16 protein-coding genes are annotated in these 15451 nt (G+C 43.4%); 4 read left to right on the forward strand and 12 right to left on the reverse strand.

All coding sequences use genetic code 11. The features are described 5' to 3' along the window. Positions 1-60: 60 nt before the first annotated feature. Complete coding sequence (yegS, locus tag M9196_RS18555) at positions 61-969, reverse strand: lipid kinase YegS (RefSeq protein WP_250618997.1); 909 nt, start codon at positions 967-969, stop codon at positions 61-63. Positions 970-1165: 196 nt separating this feature from the next. Next, the gene (locus M9196_RS18560; RefSeq protein WP_250618998.1) at positions 1166-1969 is read right to left on the reverse strand and encodes a Cof-type HAD-IIB family hydrolase; all 804 of its coding nucleotides are present in this window, start codon (positions 1967-1969) and stop codon (positions 1166-1168) included. A 153-nt stretch (positions 1970-2122) separates the two neighbouring features. Between M9196_RS18560 and queE the strand changes: the two genes are divergently transcribed. Continuing rightward, positions 2123-2803, forward strand: coding sequence for a 7-carboxy-7-deazaguanine synthase QueE (queE, locus tag M9196_RS18565; protein WP_250618999.1), 681 nt, complete (start codon positions 2123-2125; stop codon positions 2801-2803). Positions 2804-2823: 20 nt separating this feature from the next. Continuing rightward, positions 2824-3513 (forward strand): 7-cyano-7-deazaguanine synthase QueC, encoded by a 690-nt coding sequence (gene queC, locus M9196_RS18570; protein WP_250619000.1) that lies wholly within the window; start codon positions 2824-2826, stop codon positions 3511-3513. A 119-nt stretch (positions 3514-3632) separates the two neighbouring features. On the opposite strand, the gene M9196_RS18575 is transcribed toward queC, so the two are convergent. From M9196_RS18575 to M9196_RS18590, 4 genes are all read right to left on the reverse strand, one after another. Next, positions 3633-3986 (reverse strand): DUF2750 domain-containing protein, encoded by a 354-nt coding sequence (locus M9196_RS18575; protein ID WP_250619001.1) that lies wholly within the window; start codon positions 3984-3986, stop codon positions 3633-3635. Positions 3987-4111: 125 nt separating this feature from the next. After that, complete coding sequence (locus M9196_RS18580; protein ID WP_250619002.1) at positions 4112-4729, reverse strand: OmpA family protein; 618 nt, start codon at positions 4727-4729, stop codon at positions 4112-4114. Between the two features lie 3 nt (positions 4730-4732). Continuing rightward, positions 4733-6052 (reverse strand): TolC family outer membrane protein, encoded by a 1320-nt coding sequence (locus M9196_RS18585; protein WP_250619003.1) that lies wholly within the window; start codon positions 6050-6052, stop codon positions 4733-4735. Positions 6053-6433: 381 nt separating this feature from the next. After that, on the reverse strand, positions 6434-7624 hold the full coding sequence (locus tag M9196_RS18590) for a class I SAM-dependent methyltransferase (RefSeq protein ID WP_250619004.1): 1191 nt from the start codon (positions 7622-7624) through the stop codon (positions 6434-6436). Positions 7625-7780: 156 nt separating this feature from the next. Here M9196_RS18590 and yccX point away from each other — a divergent pair, with 156 nt between their 5' ends. Next, the gene (gene yccX / locus M9196_RS18595; RefSeq protein WP_250619005.1) at positions 7781-8053 is read left to right on the forward strand and encodes an acylphosphatase; all 273 of its coding nucleotides are present in this window, start codon (positions 7781-7783) and stop codon (positions 8051-8053) included. A 106-nt stretch (positions 8054-8159) separates the two neighbouring features. On the opposite strand, the gene M9196_RS18600 is transcribed toward yccX, so the two are convergent. The 6 genes from M9196_RS18600 to M9196_RS18625 form a co-directional block, all read right to left on the reverse strand. After that, entirely contained in the window at positions 8160-8489 is a 330-nt protein-coding gene (locus M9196_RS18600; protein ID WP_250619006.1) for a TusE/DsrC/DsvC family sulfur relay protein, read from the reverse strand. A gap of 387 nt (positions 8490-8876) precedes the next feature. Then, on the reverse strand, positions 8877-9539 hold the full coding sequence (locus M9196_RS18605; RefSeq protein ID WP_250619007.1) for a Bax inhibitor-1/YccA family protein: 663 nt from the start codon (positions 9537-9539) through the stop codon (positions 8877-8879). A gap of 214 nt (positions 9540-9753) precedes the next feature. Further along, a complete protein-coding gene (locus tag M9196_RS18610; RefSeq protein WP_250619008.1) occupies positions 9754-10503 on the reverse strand; it encodes an amino acid ABC transporter ATP-binding protein in 750 nt (249 codons plus the stop codon). 22 nt (positions 10504-10525) lie between these two features. Then, entirely contained in the window at positions 10526-11623 is a 1098-nt protein-coding gene (locus M9196_RS18615; RefSeq protein ID WP_250619009.1) for an amino acid ABC transporter permease, read from the reverse strand. Position 11624: 1 nt separating this feature from the next. Beyond that, the gene (locus M9196_RS18620) at positions 11625-12827 is read right to left on the reverse strand and encodes an amino acid ABC transporter permease (protein ID WP_250619010.1); all 1203 of its coding nucleotides are present in this window, start codon (positions 12825-12827) and stop codon (positions 11625-11627) included. Positions 12828-12958: 131 nt separating this feature from the next. Then, entirely contained in the window at positions 12959-13987 is a 1029-nt protein-coding gene (locus M9196_RS18625; RefSeq protein WP_250619011.1) for an amino acid ABC transporter substrate-binding protein, read from the reverse strand. A gap of 474 nt (positions 13988-14461) precedes the next feature. Here M9196_RS18625 and M9196_RS18630 point away from each other — a divergent pair, with 474 nt between their 5' ends. After that, positions 14462-15400, forward strand: a complete 939-nt coding sequence (locus M9196_RS18630; RefSeq protein WP_250619012.1) for a precorrin-2 dehydrogenase/sirohydrochlorin ferrochelatase family protein — start codon at positions 14462-14464, stop codon at positions 15398-15400. Positions 15401-15451 lie beyond the last annotated feature (51 nt).

Genomic DNA, 15451 nt, shown 5'->3' on the forward strand with positions numbered 1-15451 from the left:
CGTAACTATGGGCTAAAAAGAGAATCGGAAACCAGCGAAAATTTTCGCTGGTTTTTTTGTTTAAACGGGGCGGTTATTAAATAAAAGTGGGCAGCTCTCTGGTAACACTAACCTTACTGCTAGCGGTTGGATGCTAAAAGTGATCGTGGTGTCAGCCATTGGTTCGCCATCTAAGTTCGTTGGCATAAGACTGTCTGAAACCCATTCAATGTGTCTAACTCGGTTACGTTTTACAAATTGACCTGTAAAGTCATCTTCTTGCAGCAACTCATCGAGAACGACTGGAATATCGGATGGTGCAAATTCTTCTAACGAAACCACATCTAAGTACCCATCATCTATATACGCCGTAGGGGCGAGTGCTTGTCCACCACCGGCCATTCGGCCATTGCATACCGCTCCAATGACAATATGGCTATCAATACTATGACCATCATATTTGACGGTCCCCTGAAACGGTTGAAAGTTAATCGCTTGGACGAGCCCTGAGAGTGTGTAGGCACCACCACCGAGGAAGTTCTTCAAGGGAATAGGGGTATTTGCGGTCACTTGCGCACCAAAACCTGCTGTCGCGATATTGATAAAATATCGTTGGTTCGCTTTTGCGGCGTCTACGGGGAAAGCCTGTCCTGTCAATGCGAGCTTTAGAGCGTCGTAGGGAGACGTTGGAATGGTGCATGCACTTGCAAAGTCATTAGCGGTTCCCAGAGGTAAAATTGCCAATTCTACGTGAGTGCCTTTTTTCCTGAGAATCGAATCAACGACTTCGTTAACGGTGCCATCGCCACCACCGGCGATAATACGTTGAACACCTTGCTCGCAGGCTTCTGCGACTAAACGGTCAATATCACCAGCCTCCCAGGTGACTCGTACTTCAATACGATGACCTTCTCGGCGAAGTTGGGTCACCGCTTGTCTAATATCATCTTGGGCGGCTTTTTTACCGTTTAGAAGTAGGCGTATTGTCATGATGGCTCCATGAATAAGTTGAGGTACATGTTAGGAGTGATAATAGCGCTGTATTGAACCGTAGAGTGACCCGATACAGCGCTTGTGATGTTATGGCAATATTATTATCAGATTGTTGCTACTCTAAATATCGATACTCTAATCATCGAAACTCTATCTATTGAAACACTATCCATTGAAACTCTATCTATTGAAACTATAGTACAAACGCTTCAATGGCTTTAGCGACACCATCGTCGTCGTTACTATCGGTGATGTAATCGGCTAAGGCTTTTGTCGCCTCCATAGCATTAGCCATAGCAACCCCTTTTCCTGCAAATTTGATCATATGATGGTCGTTTTCAGCATCACCGAAACACATCACTTGCTCAGCAGAAATACCAAGTTCTTTGGCGACAACGGCTACTCCTGCTCCTTTATTACTCAAAGGGTTGAGAAACTCTAAGAAAAATGGAGCGCTCTGCACAATAGTATAAGTGTCTTTAAATGAGCTCGGAATATGGGCAATGCCTGCGGTTAACTGGCTTGGTTCGCCAACTATCATTGCTTTAATGATGTCATGGTCGTCTTCTAACTTGTCAAAGTCGTACACCGCAATATCGAGCTTGTTGATTTCGGCTTCATGGTCGGTATAGGGGTTGGACTCAGTTGTGATAAGACCTAGTTCTTGGCTAAATGCATGACAATATAAACCAAGCTCTTTGGCGAGAGAGGCGATCTCTTTTGCTCTGCGCCCATCAATGATTTGCTGGTGAAGAACTTCACCGCTATGCGTTCTTTGAACAAATGCACCGTTGAAGTGAATAATGTAGTCGTCTGGCGAATTGAGCCCTAATTCTTTGACTGAATCAAGCATACCATTTATTGGTCGGCCGGATGCCAGTACAACAGTGACACCTTTTTGTTTCGCTGCTTGAATAGCGAGCTTAGTACGTTCGGATATTTTTTTATCAGACGTGAGGAGTGTGCCATCCATGTCAATGGCGATGAGTTTATACACAATAACTTACCTTAAAGTAAAACATTGAGACAAGAATAAAAAAACTTGTGAAGAACTGCCAGACATTTAGGTGGTGACTTTGTATTGAATTTCTAATACGCATACTTTAAGGTCTGCACATCGGTTATCAATAGGCACGATTAGCAGCTTTTAATGAATAATATGCAATATAAAATCAACGAAATGTTTGAAACTATTCAAGGTGAGGGCATTTATACTGGTGTCCCCGCAGTGTTTGTTCGTCTACAAGGGTGCAATGTCGGTTGTGCATGGTGTGATACTAAGCAAACATGGCTCGCGGAGAAAGAAGATGAACGAACATTTGGGGAAGTCATTGTAAAGCAGGGCGATGATCCTACCTGGTACTCCGCTTCAGCAAAGGATGTCATTGCTCAGTATCAAGCCTTGGGTTATAACGCTAAACATATTGTCATTACTGGTGGTGAGCCGTGTGAGTTTGATCTTCTTCCGTTAACTCAAGCATTCGAATCCATAGGCTGTCAGTGTCAGATTGAAACGAGCGGAACGGCCCCAATTAGTGTAACAGATAAAACTTGGGTGACAGTGTCACCTAAGGTGGCAATGAAAGGCAAGCTACCTGTACGGTCTTCTGCGCTAGAAAGAGCCAATGAGATAAAGCATCCAGTGGCGACTCAAAAAAACATTGATCAGCTCGATGAATTGTTGCTAGGTGTGACGTTGAAGCCAAACGTTGTGATTGCGTTGCAACCCATTAGCCAAAAATTGCGGGCGACTGAATTGTGTATTGAAGTATGTATTCAGCGTAACTGGCGTTTATCGGTACAGACGCATAAATACCTCAGTATTGCGTAATAGGATTAGGAATAACGAGAATGAAAAAAGCAGTGGTCGTGTTTAGTGGTGGTCAAGACTCCACAACTTGTTTAGTTAAAGCGTTACAAGAGCATGATGAAGTTCATGCCATTACGTTTGACTATGGACAACGTCACAAATTAGAAATCGAAGTGGCTCAAGCATTAGCGAAAAAACTAGGAGTTACTGCACATAAAGTGATGGATGTTGGGTTACTAAATGAGCTCGCGATCAGTTCCCTTACGCGGGATGATATTCCTGTTTCACATGAGCTTGGTGAGAATGGTTTGCCCAACTCATTTGTACCGGGGCGTAATATTTTATTTTTAACGCTTGCTGGTATCTACGCCTATCAAATTGGCGCTCAGAGTGTTATTACCGGTGTGTGTGAAACCGATTTTTCTGGTTATCCCGATTGCCGTGATGAGTTTGTAAAGTCTATGAACACGGCGTTAATCCAAGGCATGGATAGAGAGTTTTCCGTCGAAACACCACTTATGTGGTTGGACAAAGCTGAAACTTGGGCGCTTGCCGACCAGTATGAAGCGTTAACGTTGGTACGAGAAGAAACACTTACTTGTTATAATGGTGTGATTGGAGATGGCTGTGGTGACTGTCCTGCGTGTGATCTTCGAGCAAAAGGGCTACAGCATTACATGGATAACAAACAAGCAGTGACAGATTCGCTAACGGATAAGCAAGCGAGATAGCGGGCATTACTCGCTTTCCGTTTTTAGTCTTATCGCAATGCGTTGTCTGCGTTAAAAGCTAAGCGATTAAGTTAAAAAAATAGAGGCGAAAGCCTCTATTTTTTTATATCAGGTAAGTTCTATTTCAGGTAAAGCTTCGCAAGATCAGATGGCTCGAGTTCTTTTCCATCGAGTTGTGCGTTCCAGTTTGCCCCGATTAAAACCCCGTCTTCTGCAAGAGTTAGTAACCAATCTTCCACAAAAATATCTAATGGAATGTGCAAGACTTCGAAATCCGCCCATTCTTCAACATTATGTGTTTTTGCTTCTTCTTCCGTAGACCAGAATGGCATCACTTCCGAATTTTCGAATTCCGTTGAGTCACATGCAAGCCAACCTTCTTCATTTCGTAAACCCCAAACTAGCTCAGTAGCCTTGGTTTCACGAATGAAAAGTTCTAGGTTTTGCTCGACATCTGAAGTCAATTTGCTCATGATTTTTATACTCTTAGTAATAACTGGCTTAAGAGTAGCACGAGTTTGAAAAGAACTAAATGAACCGTATCAAAAAGGGTAGCCGATTTGACTACCCTTAAAGGAAATCGCGTAAAAATGGTGTGTTATTTATCTATTTTGGTGAAGATGGTCCATTGTTTTTCTACTTCACCCTTATAGCCTACAACAGATGCGACGACTTTTCGGTTCATTGCATGAGAGAATTCATTCGAACCGAGTTCTTCTGGCTTAGTGTCACCGAATCCTACAATAGTGAGCCTGTCAGGTGATATGCCATTGTTGATAATTGCTTGCCTAACTGCATCGGCGCGATTTTGAGATAACACCAAGTTTTTCTCCGGGTTACCAACGATACTGGCATAGCCTTGAATTTCGATAGTGGTTTCTGGATAGGCGTTTAGAAAAGCGGCCATTTGGCGAATTTGTCTTTGAAAAACCGATTTGATCTCTGTTGAATTATTGTCAAATAGTACTCTAATGGCCATAGATTGTGTCGTATCGATATATTTTTCACAGCCGTCGTTATCGATTACCGAGCCTTCAGGCGTTATGACACATAAGTCGCGGGCGTTAATGACACCGTCACTATCGTTGTCTATTAAATCCGCTTTTTGATCCGCTAGCGGAACCGGTATGTAGTCATACTCATCCTGGTCATGAGTGGTTGCGGTGACAGAGAATGCCACTAGGCTACAAAGTGACAGTAAGTTTCGTAGTTTCATGATTTAGTACTCCACCTTTTCATTCCACTCTTGTGGGGTATCAATACGTAGCCCTTGTAATAAATTTCCCGTCGCATTCATCACTCGGTACTTAGCCAATTGCTCGGCGTATTTTGCGTCCAAATAACCTTTTCTTGCTTCAAACAATTCGTTTTCTGTATTGAGAACATCAAGAAGCGTTCGTTTGCCGATTTTGTATTGTTTTTGGTAGGCGACAACCGTGTCAGATGCTGAATCAACATGATCGGCCAAGAATTCTTTTTGCTGAACGGTGAATTCGAGCCCGGTCCATGACAGGTTTAACCCTTCTTCAACCATACGGAAGGTACGATCGCGGAAATCTTTGGCTTTATTTAATTGATAAGCCGCAGCTTCCGTTCGGTCTGAATCTGAACCACCGTTATATAGGTTGTAGCGCATTCTAACCATTGCTCTGGTTTCGTTATCGGTGCCTATGTTACCGCCAGCATCATCACGCCAGTTGTGACCCGCATCGATGTAGAAAGTCGGGTAGTTGACACCTTTAGTCTGTTGGTATTGAAAACGAGCAGAATCCACATCCACTTGAGAAATTCGAATAACAGGGTGTTGCTCTATCGCTATATCAAGTGCCTGTTCGACCGTTGGAGGAATAGCATTAAGATCCGCTTGTGGGTACTTTAACCCTAGCGGTATTTGTCCAACGATACGCTTAAACTGTGTGTGGGTGTCGAATAAGTTGTTTTGTGCGGCTAGCAGGTTTCCGTGAGCTTTCGCTATCCGTGCTTCCACTTGAGATAAATCTGCCGTTGATCCAATACCAGAATCAACCCGTCTTTTGATGTCGGCAAAGATTTTTTTGTGTATGTCTAAGTTAGCCTCAGATAAGGAAAGAATTTCATAAGCCTTGGTTGCCTCAAGATAGATTTTGGATACTTCTAATGCGATGTCTGAAGCGTCTGCTAATAGTTGGTAGCGCACAGATTCTGCTTCCGCCGCCGTTCTATCCATATCGTTGAATGTTTCGTTACCATCCCACAATAGCTGAGTTAGACTGATCCCGACTTCCTTTCTCGTTAGGCTCTCATTTCGGTTGTTTAGGGAATCAGCACGGTCAAAATCTGTTCTTTCGTAACCAATACCACCGTCTAGGTCAACTTTTGGTCTGTAGGCTCCTACAGAGGCCTCTGCATCATAACGTTTACTCACATACTCATTGTAGGCGGCTTTGATGTCTGGGTTGGTAGCAAGAGTCGTTGCCACCGCTTGCTCTAGTGTTTGACTAGTGGCAGGCAAGCTGGCAGCGATAAAGCAGGCAATAGTTGAAATGGCTAACTTGTTCAATGTGTCTCTCCTTAACCCTTACGCAAAGTCATCACTTTGGTAAGGTTCTTATAATGAACAAACATTTGTTAATCCCATAGTCTGATAATCTAAGCTAAGTCATTAGGTTACGTTATCTATAGATAAACTATAGTGACCCACGACGTAATTTCAAATAGGAACGGCAATGTTAGTGTATCCAAATTAAGACTTTGCGCGTCTTTTTTGAATGCAGCATGAAAATACAAACATATTATTGAAAATAGTAGAGAAATTCGGTTGTTCAATGAGAAGAGTGAAAAAAAGTCTCAAACTTGAGACAAGTAGGGCATAAAAAAACCACTCAGGAGATAATGAGTGGTTTATTGGTCGTACTCGCGAGTCACCGTAGCAAGATACTCACTACATAACTTTGCAGGCAAACCCTTTTAGATAGAAGCCTTCAGGATATGCTGTGTCAGTTGGGTGATCGGCCGCTTGCTCGAATCGCTCAACAAATTTTACTGAGCGACCTGCGTCTAGTGCGGCGTCTGCGATGATTTTCTGGAATAGATTTTGATCCATTAAACCGGAGCAGGAATAGGTTAGTAGCGTACCACCCGGATTGAGAATTTGCATAGCCAGCATGTTGATGTCTTTGTATCCTCGACAAGCACCGTTGAGTTGCGCTTTTGACTCTGCAAATTTCGGTGGATCCATGATGACAACATCAAACTTTGTGCCTTGATCTCGGTACTCACGAAGTAGTTTGAAGACGTCGGCATTTAAAAACACCGCCTTTTTCTTCTCGGTAAATCCGTTGAGTTCAGCATTGAGTTTTGCCGTGTCTAATGCAAGTTGTGAGACATCCGCATTGATGACGCGAGTCGCGCCACTTTTGAGGGCGTAAAGTCCAAAGCCGCCCGTGTAGCTAAAGCAGTTTAATACTTCTTTGCCCTTTGTGTATTTTTGCGCTTGGTAGCGGCTATCACGCTGATCAAGATAAAAGCCGGTTTTGTGCCCTTTAATAATATCAACGCTAATCTTCACGCCGTTTTCTTCAATCACGACTGGCTTAAGAGGCGCTTCTCCAAGTAAAACGCCAGTGCGCTCATTAAGACCTTCTTTTTTACGCACAGATACGTCAGAACGTTCATAAATAGAGCACTCTGGAAAACAGAGATGCAAAGCTTCTACAAGGGTGTCTTTTTGGTATTCTGCACCTGCGCTGAGTAACTGACAGACGAGGTACTGGTTGTACTTATCAATGGTTATACCTGGTAAACCATCTGATTCAGCCGCAATGAGGCGATAACCAGTTAAGCCATCTCTCTCGATAATGTCTTCTCTAAGTCGCTGAGCGGTTTGGATGCGAGACACGAAAAAGTCTACATCGATGGCCTGTTTTTCAAAGCTCCAAACACGTGCGCGAATTTGTGAATTTGGGGAATATGCTGCTTTAGCGAGCCATTGACCGTTGTCCGCAAAGACATCAACTGTTTCACCAAGAGAAGGTTGCCCATCAACGCGGGAGATGCCGCGTGAAAAAATCCAAGGGTGTTTGCGTCTTAATGATTTGTCGCGACCTTTAACGAGGTGTATTGCAGGAGTCATGAGATGCCTTACGTGTTAGTACAATAGAAAGGGTGGGCTATTTTGTGTGATGTCGCAGATAAATGCAATGATGTCGCAGTAATGACTGCGCTTAAATACGGTTTAAGCGCAGATCAGGCTAATATAATAGCTGTATTCATAGATAGGAATAACACGATGCCGGATATCTGTAAGAAGTTTGTTGTTCGGGGCCATGTACAGGGGGTCGGGTTTAGATATCACACTTGCCATGAAGGGCTGAAGTTAAATACAACGGGTTATGCAAAGAACCTATCTGATGGCACAGTGGAAGTGATGGCGTGCGGCCGACCTGCAGATATCGATGCATTGGAGCGATGGTTGATGATTGGCCCAAGAACCGCACAGGTTGAAAGTGTGGTACGAGGGCCATGCGAATATCAGCGATATCGAAGTTTTAAGATTCTTTAGCCTTATTTGACCGTTGAGTGTTAAAACATGCGCAAGATGTTCTGACTTGCTTGGCCTTATAAACGTTAGAACGAGGCTATGGCTACAAACGAAAGTTATCGCGAGATTATAGACACTTTGCTGGCTTTGGAAGCCCTGCTAGTTTCGTTGCTTGCTTCGCCGGGCCTTTTTTAAAGAGTTTAAATAGATACTTACTGTTTCCTTTTTCTGGGCCGTGTGCTTTTTCCATTGCTTTAACTAGCATGCGAACCGCAGGCGAGGTGTTAAACTCTTGGTAAAACTGACGAACAAACAACACGACTTCAATATGTGCATCGGTGAGTTCAATATTTTCTTGTTCTGCAAGAATCGTCATCATGCCTTCTTCCCACTCTTCAAAATTAAGTAGGTAGCCTTCCGCATCCGTTTCAATGCTTTTATCTTGGTATTGGATCATAGTATTAATCAGTATGTTGGACTCGCGAGGATGGTAGCTCAAATTAAAACACAATTTCAAGTGAGTAATTGCAGCTCAAGCCATCGATTGCCGTTGACACCTATTATTTTAGCTTAATCTGTTAGCGCTAGCTAAATCTAAACATTGTAAGTTAAGCCAAGAAACGACACTTTAATTGAATACCGTCGTATTCGTGCTGAGTTATTGTGCAGAATGTTGTTAAATGATTCGGTAACGGATGCCGTAAAATAGAAAGATAGAAAGATAGAAAGATAGAAAGTGAGGAAGATAGAAAGTGAGGAAGGGGGCAGGTGAATAAACTGAGACATATTTGGCAATAAAAAACCCGAGATAAACTCGGGTTTTATTCAATCTAGCGTCGACAGGTTAGTCGTCGTTCATGATGCCAAGAATACTTAGCAAGCTGATGAAGATGTTGTAGATAGAAACAAAAAGCGTAACGGTTGCAGAGATGTAGTTCGTCTCGCCACCACGGATAATGCCTTGCGTTGTCATCAAAATCGCCATAGTTGAGAACACGATAAACAAGCTGCTAAGTGCTAAATGCATAATAGTAGACTGAATAAAGATGCTAGCAATCATGCCTACAATCAGAACAACAAACAATGACAGCATTAAGCCACCAAGCATTGAAAGGTCACGTTTCGTTGTCAGTGCGTACGCAGATGCTGCTAAGAACGATAAGGCTGTACCACCAAGAGCCGTGACGATTACATCGCCCATGCCCGCGCCAATGTACATATTTAGCAATGGACCGATGGTGTAACCCATAAAGCCCGTAAACAGGAATGTGAATACCAGTCCCATTGAGTTGTTACGGTTTTTCTCAGTCAAGAAAAGTAACCCGTAGAAGCCAACCAGAGTGATGATAATACCAGGACGAGGTAATCCCATCGCCATAGAAGTACCCGCTACCACCGCCGACCAAAGCAAAGTCATAGATAGTAGGGCATAGGTGTTACGTAATACTTTGTTCGTTTGCAGAACGCTCGCTTCAGACGAAGTGCGAGATACCATAGGACCGTTCATAATCTTCCTCGTAGATGATTAACTTTCTTATATGACTAGTTATGGGGCCGATTGTTCAAAAAATCAAGCTTTCCTATTATAAGTCACTTTACAAAATCATAATAAAAATAGTTGCTTATGTATGTAGTAAGATGTAACACAATATGTCTGCGTTGCAAATGATTGAATCCACAAAAAAAGGCGACGTTTCCGTCGCCTTTTGATGATTGAGACATTAATGGTGCAATATTTGACTCAAGAAATTTTGCGTTCGGTCTGATTGAGGATTCTCGAAGAAATCAATAGGGTTGTTTTCTTCAATGATTTCGCCTGCATCCATAAAGATAACTCGGTCTGCAACCTCTTTAGCAAAACCCATCTCGTGGGTTACACAGAGCATGGTCATCCCTTCGTCGGCAAGCTCTACCATTACGTCGAGTACTTCACGAACCATTTCAGGATCGAGTGCAGAAGTGGGCTCATCAAACAACATAACCTGAGGGCTCATGCATAGTGATCGAGCAATCGCAACGCGTTGTTGTTGACCACCCGATAATTGCCCTGGGTATTTTTCAGCTTGATCCGGGATCTTAACGCGTTCCAAATACTTCATGGCAATCGACTCGGCTTCCTCTTTAGGCATCTTCTTAACCCAGATCAGAGCCAGTGTGCAGTTCTCCAATACCGTTAGGTGTGGGAACAAGTTAAAGTGTTGGAAACACATGCCCACTTCTTTCCTGACGGCTTCGATATTCTTTAAGTCTTCGGTTAACTCAGTTCCCGAGACAAAAATATTACCGGCTTGGTGTTCTTCCAGTCGGTTAATGCAGCGAATCATGGTCGATTTACCTGAGCCAGAAGGGCCACAAATAACGATCTTTTCGCCTTTTTTCACCTCTAGGTTAATATTTTTTAGTACGTGAAACTCACCGTACCATTTGTTCATGTCCTTCAGTTGGATCATGTAATCTTCTTGTTGCGTCATAATACGTCCTTGAATTTCCGTTTTATCGTTTGTGACCGGTATGCAGTTTGTTCTCTAGCCATATCGAATATCTCGACATGCCAAAGCAGAACACCCAGAACACTAACGCGACAAATACATAACTTTCGGTAGAAAACCCTAACCACTCGGGGTCGGTGTTTGCTGCCTGGCCAATACCCAATACATCAAACATGCCAATGATGAGTACCAAACTGGTGTCTTTGAAAAGACCAATAAACGTGTTCACAATTGAAGGAATAGTGATCTTCAATGCCTGAGGTAAAACAATTAACCCCATTTTTTTCCAATAGCTAAGACCTAGAGCGTCCGCCGCCTCGTATTGCCCTTTAGAAATCGCTTGTAACCCGCCTCGGACTACCTCTGCCATGTAGGCGGCACTAAACAACACCACACCGACTAGCGCACGAACCAGCTTATCAGTTTCCGTACCTTCTGCTAAAAACAGTGGCAGCATCACTGATGCCATGAATAGGACGGTAATGAGCGGCACACCACGCCAAACCTCAATATACACGGTACATATACTTCGTATGATTGGCATTTCAGAGCGTCGCCCGAGAGCCAATGCCACACCAATAGGTAGGGAGACAATAATCCCGACCAATGCGATGATTAGGGTGACAAGTAGACCGCCCCATTTATGGGTGTCAACGACTTCTAGACCAAATACGCCACCATATAGCAATGCTCCAGCGATGAAGGGATAAATATTTACAAAAAACAAAAAAATCCACAAGCGCTTAGGCGTTCCTTCATAGGCAAGCAAAGCGACAAACAGCGCTAACGTTGCATAAAATAACTGTGGTCGCCAGAGCTCAGCTTCCGGGTAGAAGCCGTACATGAATTGATCCCAGCGTACGCTGATGAATACCCAACAAGCGCCTTCTCGTGAACAGGCATCTCGAGTGGTACCGACCCAATCAGCATTGATAAATGCCCAGTTGGCAACTTGCCAGAGTAACGTAATGCAGATGTAACTAACAATAATGGTCAGTATTGAATTGACGGGACCATCAAATAAGTTTTTTCGGAGCCATCCGACAACACCTACCGTGTTAGCTGGTGGCGGAAGGTCCGGCTGAAATTGATGCTGCGACATATTATCTCTCCACCAAAGCAACTTTACGGTTATACACATTCATTAACGCGGAAGTGACTAGACTTAAGGTTAGATAGACGGCCATTGTCATCGCAATAACTTCAATCGCTTGCCCAACCTGGTTCAGAGTTGTGCCCGCGAAAACAGAGACCAAGTCTGGATAACCAATAGCCATCGCTAAAGATGAGTTTTTGGTTAAGTTAAGGTATTGGCTCGTTAACGGTGGAATGATGATTCTCATCGCTTGCGGGATCACGACCAGTTTCAGTGTACGAGTTCGAGGTAAACCAAGAGACATCGCCGCCTCAGTTTGACCATGATTGACCGCATTGATACCTGAACGAACGATCTCTGCAATAAATGAAGCGGTGTAAATACTGAGCGCGATGGTTAATGCCGCTAACTCTGGGATAATGCTAATCCCACCGCGGAAGTTAAACCCTTTAAGCTCGGGGTATTCTGCAGAAATCGGCATTCCCATGATGAAGTACGCAACCAGTGGTAATCCAACGAGTAGCCCTAAGGCAATGCGTAGCATAGGGGTTTGCTGCCCGGTTAATCTCTGCTTGTTTTTAGCCCATATATTAACGCCAATCGTCGTAATTAGGCCAATTATGAAGACACCAATGACGATGCTACTTCCTGCTTCCATAACAGGGGCAGGGAAGTACAAGCCACGAACGTTAAGGAAAATGGCTTCACCCAAACTCATACTCTGTCGTGGCGAAGGAAGCGCCTGTAGTACGGCAAAATACCAAAAGAAGATTTGTAGGAGCAGTGGGATATTACGGAATATCTCAATGTAAACCGCAGCAAATCGACTCACGAGCCAGTTAGAAGAAAGGCGAGCAATACCAATGACAAAGCCTAGTACTGTAGCGAAGGCGATACCAAGGACAGAGACAAGAGCCGTGTTTAGTAGCCCAACAAAAAAGGTTCTACCATAAGAAAATGTTTCATCGTATTCAATGAGCGTTAACCCGATACCAAATCCGGCTTCTTCTGAAAGAAAATCAAAACCTGTTGCGATTCCTCGAGCGGCAAGGTTGTCGAGCGCATTGGTGACAATCGTATAGAAAAAAGCACCAAGCGCCACAATTGCGATAGCTTGGAAAACAACGGAACGGAAGGTAGGGTTGTATAGGAGATTTGCGCTTTTCGCAGGTTTTTTCTGCGGTGCGACTTGAGTATTAGTAGGTTTCATACAGCTATAACCTCAAATCCTTTGAGAAAGGGCGGATAAACCGCCCTTGTTTTGGAGCATTATGTATTTCGAAGCACTAGTTGTAGTGCAAATAACTCACAGCGAGGTTCGCTTTCAGCTATTTGATACGTTTAGCGGATTGGTGGCGCATACATGAAACCACCAGCATTCCAAAGTGCGTTGACACCACGGTCAATGGCAAGTGGAGAGCCTGTACCAACAGTTCGCTCGAAGCTTTCGCCGTAGTTACCGACTTGCTTGATAACTTGATAACCCCAATCATCATTAATGCCTAGACCTTTACCTTTTGGTCCATCAACACCTAGAATACGCTTGATGTTTGGATCGGTCGATTTAAGCATTTCATCTGCATTTTTCGAGGTAATACCGTATTCTTCAGCATTGATCATGGCACTCAGTGTCCACTTAGCAATGTTGAACCACTGATCGTCGCCTTGACGAACAACAGGGCCTAGAGGCTCTTTAGAGATAATTTCTGGAAGTACTACCGCTGAACTTGGATCTTTGAGGTTCAGTCTCAAAGCATATAGACCTGATTGGTCTGTCGTTAGAACATCACAACGTCCCGCATCAAAGCCTTTTGAGGTTTGTGCAGCAGTATCAAATACCACTGGCTTGTAGGACATGCCGCTGTTGCGGAAGTAATCGGCTAAATTGAGTTCCGTTGTCGTACCTGATTGAACACAAACAGAAGCGCCATCGAGGTCTTTAGCACTGGTCACACCAAGATCTTTCATTACCATGAAACCTTGGCCATCGTAATAGTTAACACCGACAAAGTTTAGACCTAGAGCGCTATCGCGGTGCAGGGTCCAAGTGGTATTACGAGAAAGTACATCAATTTCGCCAGACTGAAGAGCAGTAAAACGCTCTTTAGCGGTTAAAGGAACATATTTTACTTTAGTTTTATCACCAAGTACTGCCGCTGCCACAGCTTGGCAGTATTCAACATCAATCCCTTCCCATTCACCTTTTGAGTTAGGGTTAGAGAAGCCGGGGAGACCCGTACTCACACCACAAGTTAAAACACCTGCTTTAGTGACTTTCTCTAGTGTACTGTCAGCAGCAGATGCTGACGTGCTTACCATAGCCGCTGAAGCAGCGACTAAAGATGCGATTAGAGTGAGGTTCTTTGCCATTGTGTATCCTTCCTGTAAGTTCCGTGTAAATCAGGTCCATCCTGAATACAATGTGCTAGTCATTGTTTTGTACTGGTCATGATTTTGGTGCATCTTAAGTTCTTAATAATAGAGCTAATTTTCTACCAGTTGTAACAACCGTTTAAAGCGTAGATAATGTTTAATGATTTCTCAAATTATTAATTTAAAAGATGTTTTGAGTAGTTACTCGTCTTTAACCATTGTTAGAATGACGAAACGTAATAGTTTTGTAAATAGTGCAACTAAACACCAACTTGGTGCTATAGAGGTTGATTTGTTAAAGAAACGTTAATTTAAATTATTAACTTGTTTTTTGAGGTAAACTCTGGATATTGTGCTTATTTTCTCTAAAAATTTAGTGGAAAATTGTTTTGTGACGAGTGTCTCGGTGACAAAGCTGCACCATTTTAGTGAGTTTGAATGAATAGTTATTTCGTTTTAAAAGGGAAATTTATGCGTTACTTTCCACTGTTTATGGATTTGTTTGAAAAGCCTGTGCTTGTTATAGGTGGAGGGGAGGTCGCGTGTCGTAAAATAGATATGCTGTTGCGCGCTGGGGCGCGGGTTACCCTCGTATCGCCTAAGGTAGAGCCATATCTTGCGCAACTGATAGAAAAGGACAAGTGTCATTGGATACAGCGATTTTATGAACCAGAATTGATGACGACTGATTATGTACAAGTTTGGGCAACAACAGACAACCCAAGCCTAAATCATCAAGTGCATAAAGATGCAAAAAAATTACGTATCCTTGTTAATGTTGTGGATGATACGCCATATTGTGACTTTATTACGCCCTCTATAATAAACCGAGGTCGCATCCAAATCGCGATTTCAAGTGGCGGGTCTTCTCCCGTACTGATTAGAGGAATACGTGAAAAAATCGAAACGGTTTTACCCATGAACACGGCTCAGCTAGCGGATTTTGCCGCCAGTAAGCGAACAGATATAAAGCAACGCTTTCCTTCTGTTGATGAGCGACGAAAGTTTTGGGAGTTGTTTTTTAGAAAGCCGGACGTGATGTGCTGCGTTAACAACCAAGATATTGAACTGGCTTATCAACGAATGGTGGAGCAGCCGGTCACATTTTCAGAGTCATGCACATGGATTGAGTTTGGCGATGACCCTGAGCTTCTTCCGCTGAGAGCATTACGCTTGATGCAAGAAGCGGAGATCGTTTTCTATGATAAAGCCTGCCCGTTTGGTTTTGTTGACTTGGTAAGACGTGATGCGGAACGGTTGTCGTTTCAAGATATTACTGAGGTGGCCGAGCAGATTCGCCAATGTAAAGTGGATGGGCAAAGAGTGGTGGTATTTATTGACCCTGCGTCGTCAGCTTATCGTCTGCTCAAAGAAACGGATGATGTGATTGAATTAGGGCGAATAAAATAAAAAAGGGCTGATGCCCTTTTTTATTTACTAGTATTGCTGATGAAACATTCA

Origin of the sequence: Vibrio methylphosphonaticus (genome assembly GCF_023634655.1) — a bacterium.
Classification (GTDB): domain Bacteria; phylum Pseudomonadota; class Gammaproteobacteria; order Enterobacterales; family Vibrionaceae; genus Vibrio; species Vibrio methylphosphonaticus.